Here is a 14,476-nt window from a genome sequence, read left to right as displayed (position 1 = left end):
GACTGATTTAACATGATTTTTACTGGCAGGAGCGCGCCAGCATAGCGGTTGTGCCGGACAACGGGGCAGGGGGCAAGATGTCACGCCCTCATTTCGGAAACTTCCGGTTATCACGTAGTCCATCTCTCTCTTGGTCCCAACGGCAATCTGCTGGTCTGTGGCTCATATATGTTCTCGCTTTGATTGTTTGAGCGTATCAGGACGACTTATGAGCATGGATATCTGCAATGAAGATGAGCAATTGGGGCGCCAGGCGATTGGCCTGTTCGATTTGATGGCGCTGGATGTCAACGACACTGAAGCGCGGGTCATTGGTTTATGTCAGCGGGCTATGACGCCTTTAGGGCCTATCGCGGCGATCTGCGTCTATCCGCGCTTCGTGTTACTGGCGCGAACGACCCTGGATCGTCTACTCCATCGCGATATTCGCGTAGTAGCGGTAGTCAATTTTCCATATGGCTCGCCGGGCATCGAGGCGGTTGTTTCTGAAACGCGTGCGGCGGTCATGTCGGGCGCTGATGAGATCGACATGGTGTATCCGTTTCGTACGCTGCTTTCGGGCGACCAGCAGACTGGGAAGGACATGATTGCTGCATGTCGCGCTGCATGCGGGCCGAATACTGTGCTCACTGTGACCCTGGAAGTGGGCGATCTGCGTGATCCGCAGATCATTCGTCATGCCTGTCAGGGCGCGATTCTGGCGGGCGCGAACTTTATCAAGACCAGCACCGGCAAGCTTGTGAACCCTCCTACCCCCCAGGCTGTACGAATCATGCTTGAGTGCATTGTCGACGTCGGCGGGCAGGTCGGGCTCAAACTCTGCGGTGGGTTGCGAACTCTTGCCGAGGCCAGGCTGTTTATCGACATGGCGCGCGCACGCTTCGGTCCGCAGTGGGTCAGTGCCCAGCGCGTACGGCTGGTGGGCTCAAGCTTGCTGGACGATATTTTGCTACAGCTTGGGGTGCTTGCGCCGGGTTCAAGTGAGCATGGGTACTGATTGCACGGTGGCTGGGGACGTGACTCTTCGGGGGATTTGCATTGGCATAAAAATCACAGGCAAAAAAAGACCCGGCAAAAAGCCGGGTCAAAAACCGTGATTAGCCTGATGAGGAGATAATCTGAAAGTCCGAACCAAGGTCTTTCAGTTATCGGCCAGCCTCGCGACCGGTTGTGATAATCATATCGATTCTCATTTGCAAGTCAATGACTTCTTCTCATCTATTTTCAAGAGGGGCTCAATCAGCCCTTTCGCGGGCTTGCCCGATGGCTGACCATTTTGTTCAAAACGTCTTTGCGATCATTGGGCAGGTCATTCCAGTGAATGTCCATTAGCGCTGCATCAATCGCATACAACAGCACTCTGGTGGCTCGAAATCCTCGCTTTCGAACCGCCCGATAAGCATCCACAGCCCCCATCCGGCGTAAGTCCGAAGCGCTGTGTATGCCCACGGCGTGTAACCATTGGGCTGACGTCTTGCCGACGTTTTTCAGGTGCTGCAGTTCATCGTTCATCATGCCTCCGTGCAATGTTGAGCTCTGACTGTGGGTGAAAACATGGCAAGTCTGGAAATATTGTAGCGTTTGAGGAGAAAGGCGCAGGGGGCAGTGATCGGATAGATAGCTTCAGGTGATCAGTGGGCGGCGGGGCAGCACGAGCACGGCCCGGCATGCATTGCGCATGCGGGCGTGATCGATACGGAACGTGCGGGAAGCTTAGTGCGTTCGGTAGCGCAGGCGCGTACCGAAGTTGACCGACATCAGGATCTCATCGGCGCTCAGCTCGCGAGGGAAGAACGTCCCGGAAATCTGGGCGTGTGCGATGCTTGCTCCTTCCAGCGGTGTGCTGGTCAGGTCAAGACCGCGCAAATCGGCGGAGCGGAAGTAGGCATCGGTGAAGTCGATGCCGGCTGTGTCAAGGTTGCGCAGGTCCAGTCCGCGGAAATCACCGCCCTTGAAATCGATGGTGCCTGACTTGGGTTTTTCCTGGTTGAAACCGGCCACATCGTCGTTGCGCAACATCGCATACAGCGGGGAATCCAGTACTTTGGGCTGACTCATAGCGCCTCGCTTTTCCGTTCCGTTAGAATTATGACGCCAGTATATCGCCACTATTTTGAAGCCGTGAAGCACTAACTGCCAAACGGCTCAAAACATTGTTTTAGAGCGTAGGAAGACGCTGACGAAGGTTTTCGATCAGGCTGTCGAGATCACTGCTTTTATTGGTTTCGACGCGTTTGCTGTGCAGGATTTCTTCTGCGGTCAACGGTTCGCGGCTGGCTTGTTGGGCCTGGATAACTTCCATAGTTGCGTCTGAAGGGTCGTTGTTTTCTGCCTGGCGTTGAGCGAGCCAGCCAGCGATGACAGCCTCCGGTGCATCGCAATCCAGAATCAGGAACGGCACACCCGTAGTTTCGGCGACTTTTGAGGCGGCTTTGCGTTGTGCCTGTTTAAGGTACGTCGCATCGATCACCACCGGGAATCCGGCGCGCAGGACCACTCCGGCAAGCTCATGCAGGCGGTCATACGTTGCGTTGCTGGCATCGGCTTCATAAAGGTTGGCGTCCTGACCGGCAAACAGTCGCTTGCGTTCCACGTCCGAGCGCAGGCGTACAGCGCCGAGCGATTCCACAAGACGCTTGGCCACGTGGCTCTTGCCCACTGCGGATACGCCGTGGGTGATCACCAGAAAACGCGACGGGATGGCGCTATAGCTTTCCGCAAGATTGGCGTAGTTGCGGTACTGGCGCAGCGTGGCGCCGCGTTGAACCGCGTCGGCGTCCGCCGGCAGAGTGAACAGCGCAACCTTGGCGCGTACCAGCGCACGATAGGCCTTGTAGAAGTTCAGCAGCTCCAGGCCCTGATAGTCACCGGTCAACTCCAGATACTGGCTGACAAGCCGGCGTGCCAGAGACTTGAGGCCACGGTCTTCCAGGTCCATCGCCAGGAAACCGATATCGGCATAGACGTCCGTCATGCGGAACGGTTCGTTGAATTCGATGCAGTCGAAAATGACGACCTTGTCATTGATCAGGGTGATGTTGCCCAGATGGATGTCACCGTGGCACTCGCGGATGAACCCGTCTGATTTGCGCCGGGCGAGGAGCGGTTTGAGCCTTTCGAAGCTTGATTCGGCCCAGGCTTGCAAGGCATCGAGTTGCAGAAGGTCGGCCTTTTCGCTGATTAGCGGGCGGATTTGTTCAAAGTTTTGCAGGACCGGGGCCATAACGCTGTCAGGCGAGCCCAGTTCGTTTTCCGGGCCGACCTTCGGGGCGGCAAGATGGAACTGGCCGATCTGGGTCGCAATGTTATCGATGTGCGTCGGAGTCAACTCACCATTTGCCTGCAAAGTGCTCAGCAGCCCGTCCTGCGGGAACTGGCGCATTTTCAGCGCGTATTCGATGACTTCGCCTTCGCCACCCAATTGTGGCGCTTCGGCGCTGCCTGTTACCGGGATGACTTCCAGGTACAAGTCGTCAGTCAGGCGCTGGTTGAGGCGCAGTTCTTCCTTGCAGAAGTGCTCACGAGCAGACAGCGTCGTGAAGTCCAGGAAGCCGAAGTTGACGGGTTTCTTGAATTTGTAAACGAAGGGGCCGGTGAGCAGCACCCACGAAATGTGCGTTTCGATGAGCTGGAAACCCTCAACCGGATGTGGAAACAGGGCGGGGTTCTGCAGGGCTGCAATCAGTGACTGGCTCACGGACGATCCTTCAAGAGTGATGTTTCATTAAATGCGTCAAGGTGGCCATTATGGCCGCTTGGCGCGAGGCTGCAAACCTCCGGTAAGGGTGTCTGTCGAACCCCGGCAAAGTGCGTATAATCCGCCGCCATGACTCGTACTCGATCCTCTCGCAAAGCAAAAAAACCTGCCTCTGGCGGCCTTCGTACCTGGTTAGGCTGGGGGTTGAAGCTCGGCATTGTCGGGCTCGTCGTGCTGGCTGGCTTCGCTATTTACCTTGATGCCATTGTTCAGGAGAAATTTTCCGGCAAGCGCTGGATGATCCCTGCCAAGGTGTATGCGCGCCCGCTTGAGCTCTTTGTTGGGCAGAAGCTCAGCAAGGATGACTTCCTGATTGAGCTCGATGCGCTGGGTTATCGACGGGAGAGCGTTGCGAACGGTCCGGGCGCCGCTGCCGTCAGTGGCAATACCGTGGACCTTAATACCCGCGGTTTTCAGTTCTATGAAGGCTCCGATCCCGCGCAGCAGATCCGTGTGCGTTTCTCGGGCGATTATGTTGCAGACCTGTCCTCGGCCAATGGTGCCAAGCTGGCAGTGGCTCGCCTGGAACCCCTGATGATCGGGGGGTTGTACCCCAAGAATCTGGAAGACCGCATCCTGATCAAGCTCGATCAGGCTCCGCCGTATCTGCTTGATACACTTGTAACTGTTGAAGACCGTGATTTCTATCACCACTTCGGTGTGTCGCCCAAGTCGATTGCCCGTGCATTCTGGGTCAACGCTTCTGCCGGGCAGATGCGCCAGGGCGGTAGTACGCTGACGCAACAGTTGGTCAAGAACTTCTACCTGACCAACGAGCGCAGTCTTACCCGCAAGCTGACTGAAGCGATGATGGCTGTTTTGCTGGAAATTCATTACAGCAAGCAGGAAATCCTTGAGGCTTACCTCAATGAGGTGTTCGTCGGTCAGGACGGCCAGCGGGCGGTGCACGGCTTTGGTCTTGCCAGTCAGTATTTCTTCAGCCAGCCATTGTCTGAGCTGAAGTTGCATCAGGTGGCGTTGCTGGTCGGGCTGGTCAAAGGGCCTTCCTATTACAACCCGCGACGTAATCCGGAGCGTGCACTTGAACGACGCAATCTGGTGCTCGACCTGCTGGAGCAACAGGGTGTGGCCACAGCTGAAGCGGTGGCAGCGGCCAAGAAAATGCCGTTGGGTGTGACCAAGACCGGTAGCCTGGCTGACAGTTCTTTCCCTGGCTTCCTTGATCTGGTCAAGCGCCAGTTGCGCGAGGACTATCGCGATGAAGACTTGACCGAAGAAGGTCTGCGTATCTTCACCAGTTTTGATCCGATCCTGCAGATGAAGTCCGAATCGGCCATGAGCGAGACGTTCAAGCGCCTGTCGGGTCGCAAGGGTGTGGATGACGTCGAAGCAGCCATGGTTGTAACCAACCCGGAAACGGGTGAAGTCCAGGCGTTGATCGGCAGCCGCAAGGCAGGTTATGCCGGTTTCAATCGGGCCATCGACGCAGTGCGTCCAATTGGCTCATTGGTCAAACCTTCTATTTACCTCACTGCACTGGAGCGCCCGAGCCAGTACACCTTGACCAGTTGGGTGGCGGATGAGCCGTTCCAGGTCAAAGGTGCTGACGGTCAGGTATGGAAGCCGCAAAACTTCGATCACAAAGCGCACGGCAATATCTTCCTGTATCAGGGGTTGGCGCATTCCTACAACTTGTCCAGTGCCAAGCTCGGCCTTGAAGTCGGTGTGCCGAATGTATTCAAAACCATCGGCAAGCTGGGTGTTGACGTTGACTGGCCTGCTTACCCTTCTATGTTGCTGGGGGCTGGTGCACTGAGTCCGATTCAGGTTGCGACAATGTTCCAGACCATTGCGAATGGCGGTTTCAATACTCCGATGCGAGGGATTCGTAGCGTTCTGACTGCCGAGGGCGAACCACTCAAGCGTTACCCGTTCCAGATCCAGCAGCGCTTCGATCCGGGCTCGATCTACCTCCTGCAAAATGCGATGCAGCGGGTGATGCGCGAAGGTACGGGGCGTTCTGTTTATAACGTACTGCCAAGCTCGTTGAACCTGGCTGGCAAGTCCGGGACGACCAACGATTCTCGCGACAGCTGGTTTGCAGGCTTCAGCCAGGATCTGTTGGCGGTTGTGTGGCTTGGCCGGGATGACAACGGCAAAACGCCGTTCACCGGTGCGACCGGCGCGCTGCAGGTCTGGACCAGTTTCATGAAAAAGGCCGATCCGCTACCGCTGGATATGGCTCAGCCTGATAACGTGGTACAGGCGTGGGTCAATGCCGCAACAGGCGAGGGCTCCGATGCGGGTTGCCCGAACGCAGTGCAGATGCCGTATATTCGCGGCAGTGAACCGGCACCCGGCGCTGCATGTGGCGGTCCTGCAGCCCCGGCTCAGGAAGTGATGGATTGGGTCAAGGGTTGGCTGAACTAGACGAATTGAGAGCGCCCAAAGAGGATCTAAAGTGAACAAGTGGTTAATACCAGCGTTGACAGCTGTTGCTCTGCTCAATGGTTGTGCCAGCGTAGAACGTGGCTCGATTCCCGTGGTGGATTCGGGTTCGAAGGTTTCCAATAGCGAACGTGTTTCGCGCAATGGTGCTTCTCGGGCAAGCGTTGCTCAGGCTCCTGCACAGGCTCAATCCGTACCGCAGGATTCCGGTGTCGTGGTCATGATTCCAGGTGGCGGTGGCGGTAGTTCTGCGCCTATCGATACGTATGCTGCTCCGGTTGGGCAGGCGCCGATCAGTGTCAGCCCGCCGATTGATACTTCTTCGGTCAGTGCACCGGTTACCAGCAATACTTACAACATGCCTGCTTCCACACCCAGTGGCATCCCGTCTTCCGGTAGCGGCTTGTCTGCCGATGAACAACTGGATGGTCCGGTCCTGGCGTTGTTGACCACTGCTCAGCAACAGCAGAACGGCGGCGACCTCAACGGCGCGTCCTCAAGCCTGGAGCGTGCGCAGCGCGTTGCTCCGCGTGAGCCGCAAGTCATCTATCGATTGGCTCAGGTGCGACTCGCCCAGGGGGATGCCGCGCAGGCCGAGCAACTGGCGCGTCGTGGTTTGACTTACGCTAACGGGCGACCAAGTCTGCAGGCCAGTCTCTGGGACATCATCGCTCAGGCACGTGAGAAGCAGGGTGATGCGGCCGGCGCTGCTCTGGCTCGTCAAAAAGCCAGGGTTGGTGCTTGATGGATCAGCGCTTTCCTGAAGTTGCGGAGCATTTGCTGCTGATCGAGCGCGAATTGCGCGTACTGGGCTGGTGGAGTGATCTGCCGCCCAGCGATCAGGCGCTGTCCAGTGGCGAGCCGTTCTGCGTTGATACGCTGGAGTTCGAGCAGTGGCTGCAGTGGATTTTCCTGCCCAGAATGAAGCTTATTCTGGAGAATGACCTGCCGCTGCCAAATGCCTCGGGCATTCTTGAAATGGCTGAGATGGTCTATGCGACACGCCAGCGTGAAACCCAGCCATTGCAACAGTTGCTTGCCCAGTTTGATCGGCTGATCGGCCAGGCCCGCTAACGGCTGGCCGTTCTTGTAGGCGCCCCATGATACTGCGCTGTCTCGCGGCAAACATAGGACCTGTAGGAGCTGCCGAAGGCTGCGATCGCGGCGTGTCAGGATAAAATGCTTCGCAGCCTTCGGCAGCTCCTACAACAGCACGGTGCTATCAAGGCAGATCAGCAGCGTTATCAAAGGCAATAATCGTTTATTGCCTTTTGCGTTTCGGCAATGCGCCCTTGCCGCTCATCTTCTGAAAGGCGTTTCAGCCCCCCTTCAACTTGCTCGCGTACGCGAGGGTTGTTCTGCAACTGGGCGAGGTTGGTGCGCAGGATCTTGCAGTCCTCGGCGCGTCGGGCGTCTTGCTGGGCAACTTTCTTTTTGACCGAGTTATTAATCTCCCGCTGCTCTGCCTCAGCTTCCATTGCCGACTTCGAACTCTCTGACGCTGCGGGCGCTGCGGGCGGTTTCTGGATATCGATCTGCTGGGTTTGTCGCCCGGCCGGTGGCTGGGCGTCGAAATGGGTAACGCCCTGGTCATCGACCCATTTATAAATTTGAGCGGCATGGGCAGGGACGCTGAACGCTGCTGCCATAATCACCGCGAAAATCATGCAACGCATGTTGCTTCCTTCCAGATACGTTTGCCCTGAAAGCTACCACAAGGCCATCTCGATGACCTTATTCGACGCAGTTTGGTGCGGTTAATTGGAAGAAAGCTCACGGATGACTTGACTTGGGGCAGGCGAATCACAACAATCCAAAGTTCGCTGTGAAGGGACTGCCAGAAGCAGACCATCTCGGTAGATCATGAGGCGCACACCCGCGCCGACCTGTAACACCCGCAACGCGTTACCTCGCGCTGGGTGGGAACGCCCCGAAACACTCAGGGGTTACCCAATACTTGCTCAGTCAGTGCTGACGTAGTCGGCGACCACCGTCGCTCATGCTCTGCTTGGCAGTAAAACCTATTAAGACCCGTCCTCGTTTGTGGACGGTATTCTGGCGTTTTAGAGGTGAACAACGTGGAGCTCTTATCCGGCGCTGAAATGGTCGTCCGCTTTTTGCGTGACGAAGGCGTTAAGCATATCTATGGGTACCCAGGCGGTGCCCTCCTGCACATTTACGACGCCCTGTTCAAAGAGCCAGCCGTTAATCACATCCTTGTTCGTCACGAACAAGCGGCGACGCACATGGCTGACGGCTATGCGCGCGCCACCGGCAAGGCCGGTGTGGTGCTGGTAACGTCCGGCCCGGGTGCAACCAACGCAATCACCGGCATCGCCACGGCTTATATGGATTCGATTCCAATGGTCGTGCTGTCCGGGCAGGTCGCGAGCACCCTGGTCGGCACCGATGCGTTCCAGGAAACCGACATGATCGGTATTTCCCGGCCGATCGTGAAGCACAGCTTCATGATCAAGCACCCTTCGGAAATCCCTGAAGTGCTGAAGAAGGCTTTCTACCTGGCGCAGTCCGGTCGTCCGGGCCCTGTGGTTGTCGATATCCCGAAGGATATGACCAACCCAGCCGAGAAATTCGAATACGTATTCCCCAAGAAAGCCAAGCTGCGCTCTTACAGCCCGGCTGTTCGTGGTCACTCAGGCCAGATTCGCAAGGCAGTCGAAATGCTGCTGGCGGCCAAGCGTCCGATCATTTATGCCGGTGGCGGCGTGATCATGGGCAATGGCTCCGAGCCGCTGACTGAGTTGGCGCAAAAGCTCAACGCTCCCGTGACCAATACGCTGATGGGCCTGGGTAGCTATCCAGGTATGGACCGTCAGTTTGTCGGCATGCTGGGTATGCACGGCAGCTACACCGCCAACCTGGCGATGCACCATGCGGATGTGATTCTGGCTGTGGGCGCGCGTTTCGATGACCGAGTCATCAACGGCGCCGCCAAATTCTGCCCGAACGCCAAAGTTATCCACATCGACATCGATCCGGCTTCGATCTCCAAGACCATCAAGGCTGATGTGCCTATCGTAGGTCCGGTTGAGAGCGTTCTGACTGAAATGGTTGCGACCCTCAAAGAGATCGGCGAACTGCCAGACAAGGCGCTGGTTGCCAGCTGGTGGAAGCAGATTGACGAGTGGCGTGGTGATCGTGACCTGTTCCCGTACAACCCGGGCGATGGCAGCGTCATCAAACCGCAGAAAGTCATCGAGACCTTGTGCGAAGTCACCAACGGCGATGCTTTTGTTACCTCCGACGTTGGTCAGCATCAGATGTTTGCTGCGCAGTACTATCGCTTCAACAAACCGAATCGCTGGATCAACTCTGGCGGTCTGGGCACCATGGGCTTTGGCTTTCCGGCTGCGATGGGCGTCAAGCTCAGCTTCCCTGAGGCGCATGTCGCTTGTGTAACAGGCGAAGGCAGCATCCAGATGAATATCCAGGAGCTGTCGACCTGCCTGCAGTACGGTCTGCCTGTAAAAATCATCCTGCTCAACAACGGCGTGCTCGGCATGGTTCGTCAATGGCAGGACATGAGCTACAGCGGTCGTCACTCGCACTCCTACATGGAGTCGCTGCCGGACTTCGTGAAACTGGTCGAAGCTTATGGCCATGTCGGCATGAAGATCACTGATTTGAAAGATCTGAAGCCGAAGATGGAAGAAGCGTTCGCCATGACGGACCGCCTGGTGTTCATCGATATTCAGGTTGACGTCACCGAGCACGTTTACCCGATGCAGATCAAAGACGGCTCCATGCGCGATATGTGGCTCAGCAAGACGGAGCGGACCTAATCATGCGGCACATCATTTCCCTTTTGCTGGAAAACGAACCGGGTGCTTTGTCTCGCGTCGTTGGCCTGTTTTCGCAGCGCAACTACAACATCGAAAGCCTGACGGTGGCGCCAACCGAAGACCCGACCTTGTCGCGTCTGACGCTGACCACGGTTGGCCAGGATGAGGTGATCGAGCAGATCACCAAAAACCTCAACAAGCTGGTCGAGGTGGTCAAGCTGGTTGATCTGTCGGAAAGCGCGCACATCGAGCGCGAGCTGATGCTGATCAAGGTAAAGGCTACTGGCGCCCAGCGCGCCGAGATCAAGCGCACTACGGATATTTTTCGTGGGCAAATCGTTGACGTTTCAGCCAGCGTTTATACCGTGCAACTGACCGGTACTAGCGACAAGCTGGACAGCTTCATTCAGGCCATCGGCACTGCCGCTATCCTGGAAACAGTACGCAGCGGCGTGACGGGCATTGCCCGTGGCGACAAAGTGCTGAGCATCTAATCTCATTTTGCAAAATGGCCTGAAGGCCACGATAACAGGGGAATTCCATGAAAGTTTATTACGACAAAGACTGCGACCTTTCGATCATCCAGGGCAAGAAAGTTGCCATCATCGGTTACGGTTCCCAAGGCCACGCGCAAGCGTGCAACCTGAAAGACTCCGGCGTTGATGTCACTGTTGGCCTGCGTAAAGGTTCGGCTACTGTCGCCAAGGCTGAAGCTCATGGCCTGAAAGTGACTGACGTTGCTTCCGCTGTTGCTGCTGCAGACCTGGTCATGATCCTGACCCCGGACGAGTTCCAGTCCGCGCTGTACAAAAACGAAGTTGAGCCGAACATCAAGAAGGGCGCTACCCTGGCCTTCTCCCACGGCTTCGCGATCCACTACAACCAGGTTGTGCCTCGCGCTGATCTGGACGTGATCATGATCGCGCCAAAAGCGCCAGGTCACACTGTTCGCACCGAGTTCGTCAAAGGCGGCGGTATTCCTGACCTGATCGCTGTTTACCAGGATGCTTCGGGTAACGCTAAAAACGTTGCACTGTCTTACGCTTCGGGCGTTGGCGGCGGCCGTACCGGTATCATCGAAACCACGTTCAAAGACGAGACTGAAACCGACCTGTTCGGCGAGCAGGCTGTTCTGTGTGGCGGTACTGTTGAGCTGGTTAAAGCTGGCTTCGAAACACTGGTTGAAGCTGGCTACGCTCCAGAAATGGCTTACTTCGAGTGCCTGCACGAACTGAAGCTGATCGTTGACCTCATGTACGAAGGCGGTATCGCCAACATGAACTATTCGATCTCCAACAACGCCGAATACGGCGAGTACGTGACCGGCCCTGAAGTGATCAACGCTGAATCCCGTCAGGCCATGCGCAACGCTCTGAAGCGCATCCAGGACGGTGAATACGCGAAGATGTTCATCAGCGAAGGCGCTACTGGTTATCCTTCGATGACCGCCAAGCGTCGTAACAACGCTGCTCACGGTATCGAAATCATCGGCGAGCAACTGCGCTCCATGATGCCTTGGATTGGTGCCAACAAGATCGTCGACAAAGCCAAGAACTAAGTCCTCGCGACGCTGTTCAACGCTAGAAAAACGCGGCCAACCGGCCGCGTTTTTTCGTTAAGCGGGAGCGCATCTGGTATAAAGCTGCATCGTTTGCAGACGAACCCTCGTCTCAAGCATCTGTCGAAACTTTCCACACCGTTGCAAGGTAAAGTCTATGAGCGAACGTCCTGAAGAGCCAAACAAGGCCTCTGACGCCGAAAGCCTGCTACCGATCGATGAGCATATTGAAGAAGGGCACGACGCCGAAGGGCGCAAGGTCCGGCATCGCGGCATCTATCTGCTGCCCAACCTGTTCACTACTGCGAATCTGTTCGCGGGCTTTTATTCCATTATCAGTTCGATGAGCGCCCAGAGCGCCCTGGCGGCGGGGGACTCCGCAGGAGCAAGCAAGTACTTTGCATTCGCCGCTATCGCTATCTTTGTCGCCATGGTGCTCGACGGTCTGGATGGACGTGTGGCGCGCATGACCAATACTCAGAGTGCATTTGGCGCTGAGTATGACTCCCTCTCCGACATGGTCGCCTTTGGCGTCGCTCCGGCCTTGCTGGCTTTCGGCTGGGCGTTAAGTGATATGGGCAAAGTCGGCTGGATGGTTGCCTTCATCTATGTCGCTGGTGCTGCATTGCGTCTGGCTCGCTTCAACACCATGGTTGGCAAGGCAGACAAACGTTACTTCATCGGCTTGGCGAGCCCCGCTGCGGCGGGCGTTGTTGCAGGTACGGTCTGGGCGTTCAGCGATTACGGAATCCAGGGTTCCAAACTGTCGTTCCTGGTGGCCTTGCTGGTTGCAGCGGCGGGCATGCTGATGGTCAGCAACATCAAGTACAACAGCTTTAAAGAGCTGGACCTGAAGGGGCGAGTGCCTTTTGTCGCGATTCTGGCCGTTGTGCTGGTATTCGCTGTGGTGTTCAGTGACCCTCCGCGCGTTTTGCTGCTGATATTCCTCGCTTACGCGGCATCTGGCCCAATTCAATATTTATTGCGTCTGCGCCGTCACAAGTCGGCCGATTGATGTAATTTCCCCCATACTCCACAGTCTATTGGTGCATCAGTTCCTCTGGATTGTGGAGTCATCATGCTAATCAAAATCCCTTCAGCGTCTGATAGCAAAGAATCGGACGTTACCCCTGAATCTCTCTATCTCTCTCGTCGTACCCTGTTGGGTTCTTCGCTTGCCGGTTTGGCTGTCAGTGCCTTGCCGGGTTGGGCGAGCGCTGCCGATCCTTCTCTGTATCCGGATGTGGAGCCTGGCAAGGCCCCTGCGTGGTTCGCCGAAAAGCTCCCCGATACCCGGTGGCAGGCGGTCAACGTCAAGGGGGAGGCGATCACTCCTTTTAAAGATGCCACGCATTACAACAACTTCTATGAGTTCGGCACCGACAAAGGTGACCCCGCGCAAAACGCCGGTTCCTTGAAGACTGAACCGTGGAGTGTTGTGATTGATGGCGAGGTCGGCAAGCCGGGTCGTTATGCGCTTGAAGACTTCATGAAGCCTTACCAGTTGGAAGAGCGTATTTACCGGCTGCGCTGTGTAGAGGCCTGGTCCATGGTTATTCCCTGGATAGGGTTTCCAATCTCCGCTTTGCTCAAACAGGTCGAACCTACTTCCAAGGCGAAGTACATCCGCTTTGAAACGCTGCAGGATCCGAAAACGATGTCTGGGCAGCGCTCGGGTTTTGCCCTGATCGATTGGCCCTATGTGGAAGGGTTGAGACTGGATGAGGCGATGAGCCCGCTGGCGATTCTTGCTGTGGGTATGTATGGGCGTGAGCTTCCTAACCAGAATGGCGCGCCGTTGCGTTTGGTGGTGCCGTGGAAGTATGGCTTCAAAAGCGTGAAGTCCATCGTGCGCATCAGTCTGGTCAGCGAGCAGCCCAAGACAACCTGGCAAAGCATCGCAGCTAACGAGTATGGCTTTTATGCCAATGTGAACCCGACGGTCGATCATCCCCGCTGGACTCAGGCGCATGAGCGCAGGCTGCCGAGTGGGCTATTCAGTCCCAACGTGCGTCAAACCGAGATGTTCAATGGTTATGGGGAGGAGGTTGCCTCTTTATATACAGGTCTGGATTTGCGGAAGAATTATTGATGCGTTACCCGTTCTGGCGCTTGGGCGTTTTTGTAGCTGCTTGTGTTGCACCGGTGCTCTGGCTATATCAGGCATGGATCTTTGCGCTGGGGCCTGATCCCGGGAAGGTGCTTGTCGACAGGCTGGGGCTGGGTACTCTGATATTGCTATTGATTACGCTGGCGATGACACCACTGCAGAAGCTGACGGGCTGGGCGGGCTGGATTGCTGTCAGGCGTCAGTTAGGGCTTTGGTGCTTTGCTTACGTATTCATGCACATGAGCGCGTATGCCGTTTTCATATTGGGCCTGGATTGGTCGCAACTGGGAGTGGAGCTGGTCAAGCGTCCATACATTATTGTCGGCAGCCTTGCCTTTATATGTCTGCTGGCCCTGGCAGTGACTTCCAACCGTTATAGCCAGAGACGGTTAGGGGCGCGCTGGAAAAAACTTCACCGGCTTATCTATGTGATTTTGGCGTTGGGCCTGCTGCATATGTTCTGGATTGTCAGGGCGGATCTGAAGGAATGGTCCTTTTATGCCGTAATTGGCGCACTGCTGCTGAGTCTGCGAGTCCCAATGATTGCGAGGCGAATCCCGCGTGTAATAGGTGCAAAGCCGAAAGTTCAAACAAAAGTGTGATTTAGGGGTTGACGGCCTCTCTAATCTCTCTATAATTCGCACCTCTTCTGGCGCAGACAGAACGAAAAACTCCTTGATAATCAACGAGTTGGACGATTTGACTAGCGAGGAAGAGGCTTCGATGAAGTTGATCGAAAGCGGTGAAAAAAGGGAGTTGACAGCAGGTTGTAACGCTGTAGAATTCGCCTCCCGCTAACGAGCAACGTGATGTTGATCGAAGCGCAAGTGGTTGAAGTT

14 protein-coding genes are annotated in these 14,476 nt (G+C 56.1%); 10 read left to right on the top strand and 4 right to left on the bottom strand.

The window, feature by feature from the left end; genetic code table 11:
• Positions 1 to 208 precede the first annotated feature (208 nt).
• A complete protein-coding gene (gene deoC / locus EE949_RS24470; protein WP_122666665.1) occupies positions 209 to 997 on the top strand; it encodes a deoxyribose-phosphate aldolase in 789 nt (262 codons plus the stop codon).
• Between the two features lie 242 nt (positions 998 to 1,239).
• Here deoC and EE949_RS24465 read toward each other — a convergent pair whose 3' ends face one another.
• From EE949_RS24465 to EE949_RS24455, 3 genes are all read right to left on the bottom strand, one after another.
• Complete coding sequence (locus EE949_RS24465; protein ID WP_122666664.1) at positions 1,240 to 1,512, bottom strand: TfoX/Sxy family protein; 273 nt, start codon at positions 1,510 to 1,512, stop codon at positions 1,240 to 1,242.
• Positions 1,513 to 1,713: 201 nt separating this feature from the next.
• Positions 1,714 to 2,058 (bottom strand): pentapeptide repeat-containing protein, encoded by a 345-nt coding sequence (locus EE949_RS24460; protein ID WP_122666663.1) that lies wholly within the window; start codon positions 2,056 to 2,058, stop codon positions 1,714 to 1,716.
• Between the two features lie 100 nt (positions 2,059 to 2,158).
• Positions 2,159 to 3,697, bottom strand: a complete 1,539-nt coding sequence (locus tag EE949_RS24455; RefSeq protein ID WP_122666662.1) for a bifunctional aminoglycoside phosphotransferase/ATP-binding protein — start codon at positions 3,695 to 3,697, stop codon at positions 2,159 to 2,161.
• A gap of 129 nt (positions 3,698 to 3,826) precedes the next feature.
• Here EE949_RS24455 and mrcB point away from each other — a divergent pair, with 129 nt between their 5' ends.
• The 3 genes from mrcB to EE949_RS24440 are packed head-to-tail and all read left to right on the top strand — an operon-like array spanning position 3,827 to position 7,240.
• Entirely contained in the window at positions 3,827 to 6,148 is a 2,322-nt protein-coding gene (gene mrcB, locus EE949_RS24450; protein ID WP_122666661.1) for a penicillin-binding protein 1B, read from the top strand.
• A 31-nt stretch (positions 6,149 to 6,179) separates the two neighbouring features.
• On the top strand, positions 6,180 to 6,911 hold the full coding sequence (locus tag EE949_RS24445) for a tetratricopeptide repeat protein (RefSeq protein WP_122666660.1): 732 nt from the start codon (positions 6,180 to 6,182) through the stop codon (positions 6,909 to 6,911).
• Complete coding sequence (locus EE949_RS24440) at positions 6,911 to 7,240, top strand: YqcC family protein (RefSeq protein WP_122666659.1); 330 nt, start codon at positions 6,911 to 6,913, stop codon at positions 7,238 to 7,240. Before EE949_RS24445 ends, EE949_RS24440 begins: the two co-directional genes overlap by 1 nt.
• 170 nt (positions 7,241 to 7,410) lie before the next feature.
• Here the strand turns inward: EE949_RS24440 and EE949_RS24435 are convergent, their stop codons facing one another.
• Positions 7,411 to 7,842 carry a DUF4124 domain-containing protein gene (locus EE949_RS24435; RefSeq protein WP_122666657.1) on the bottom strand — a complete coding sequence of 144 codons (432 nt, stop codon included), beginning with the start codon at positions 7,840 to 7,842 and terminating at the stop codon, positions 7,411 to 7,413.
• Between the two features lie 402 nt (positions 7,843 to 8,244).
• Between EE949_RS24435 and EE949_RS24430 the strand changes: the two genes are divergently transcribed.
• The 6 genes from EE949_RS24430 to msrQ all read left to right on the top strand — a co-directional run bounded on the left by EE949_RS24430 (position 8,245) and on the right by msrQ (position 14,239).
• Positions 8,245 to 9,969: an acetolactate synthase 3 large subunit gene (locus EE949_RS24430; protein ID WP_122666870.1), complete on the top strand. Its 1,725-nt coding sequence runs from the start codon at positions 8,245 to 8,247 to the stop codon at positions 9,967 to 9,969.
• 2 nt (positions 9,970 to 9,971) lie between these two features.
• Positions 9,972 to 10,463, top strand: coding sequence for an acetolactate synthase small subunit (ilvN, locus tag EE949_RS24425; protein ID WP_020293234.1), 492 nt, complete (start codon positions 9,972 to 9,974; stop codon positions 10,461 to 10,463).
• 47 nt (positions 10,464 to 10,510) lie between these two features.
• Positions 10,511 to 11,527, top strand: coding sequence for a ketol-acid reductoisomerase (gene ilvC, locus EE949_RS24420; protein WP_027900358.1), 1,017 nt, complete (start codon positions 10,511 to 10,513; stop codon positions 11,525 to 11,527).
• Positions 11,528 to 11,684: 157 nt separating this feature from the next.
• Complete coding sequence (pssA, locus tag EE949_RS24415; RefSeq protein ID WP_122666656.1) at positions 11,685 to 12,542, top strand: CDP-diacylglycerol--serine O-phosphatidyltransferase; 858 nt, start codon at positions 11,685 to 11,687, stop codon at positions 12,540 to 12,542.
• 63 nt (positions 12,543 to 12,605) lie between these two features.
• Positions 12,606 to 13,619, top strand: coding sequence for a protein-methionine-sulfoxide reductase catalytic subunit MsrP (gene msrP, locus EE949_RS24410; protein WP_122666654.1), 1,014 nt, complete (start codon positions 12,606 to 12,608; stop codon positions 13,617 to 13,619).
• Positions 13,619 to 14,239, top strand: coding sequence for a protein-methionine-sulfoxide reductase heme-binding subunit MsrQ (gene msrQ / locus EE949_RS24405; RefSeq protein WP_122666653.1), 621 nt, complete (start codon positions 13,619 to 13,621; stop codon positions 14,237 to 14,239). The genes msrP and msrQ overlap by 1 nt, the downstream gene beginning before the upstream one ends.
• Positions 14,240 to 14,476 lie beyond the last annotated feature (237 nt).

The sequence above is a fragment of the Pseudomonas viridiflava genome (assembly GCF_900602065.1).
In the GTDB taxonomy this organism is placed as follows: domain Bacteria; phylum Pseudomonadota; class Gammaproteobacteria; order Pseudomonadales; family Pseudomonadaceae; genus Aquipseudomonas.
The sequence above is the reverse complement of the archived record's forward strand: the minus strand, read 5'-3'. Positions and strand labels throughout refer to the sequence as shown.

Coding starts and splice junctions, on each gene's coding strand:
- deoC (WP_122666665.1), top strand. CDS start 209: ATGAGCATGGATATCTGCAATGAAGATGAGCAATTGGGGCGCCAGGCG.
- EE949_RS24465 (WP_122666664.1), bottom strand. CDS start 1,512: ATGAACGATGAACTGCAGCACCTGAAAAACGTCGGCAAGACGTCAGCC.
- EE949_RS24460 (WP_122666663.1), bottom strand. CDS start 2,058: ATGAGTCAGCCCAAAGTACTGGATTCCCCGCTGTATGCGATGTTGCGC.
- mrcB (WP_122666661.1), top strand. CDS start 3,827: ATGACTCGTACTCGATCCTCTCGCAAAGCAAAAAAACCTGCCTCTGGC.
- EE949_RS24440 (WP_122666659.1), top strand. CDS start 6,911: ATGGATCAGCGCTTTCCTGAAGTTGCGGAGCATTTGCTGCTGATCGAG.
- EE949_RS24435 (WP_122666657.1), bottom strand. CDS start 7,842: ATGCGTTGCATGATTTTCGCGGTGATTATGGCAGCAGCGTTCAGCGTC.
- ilvN (WP_020293234.1), top strand. CDS start 9,972: ATGCGGCACATCATTTCCCTTTTGCTGGAAAACGAACCGGGTGCTTTG.
- ilvC (WP_027900358.1), top strand. CDS start 10,511: ATGAAAGTTTATTACGACAAAGACTGCGACCTTTCGATCATCCAGGGC.
- pssA (WP_122666656.1), top strand. CDS start 11,685: ATGAGCGAACGTCCTGAAGAGCCAAACAAGGCCTCTGACGCCGAAAGC.
- msrP (WP_122666654.1), top strand. CDS start 12,606: ATGCTAATCAAAATCCCTTCAGCGTCTGATAGCAAAGAATCGGACGTT.
- msrQ (WP_122666653.1), top strand. CDS start 13,619: ATGCGTTACCCGTTCTGGCGCTTGGGCGTTTTTGTAGCTGCTTGTGTT.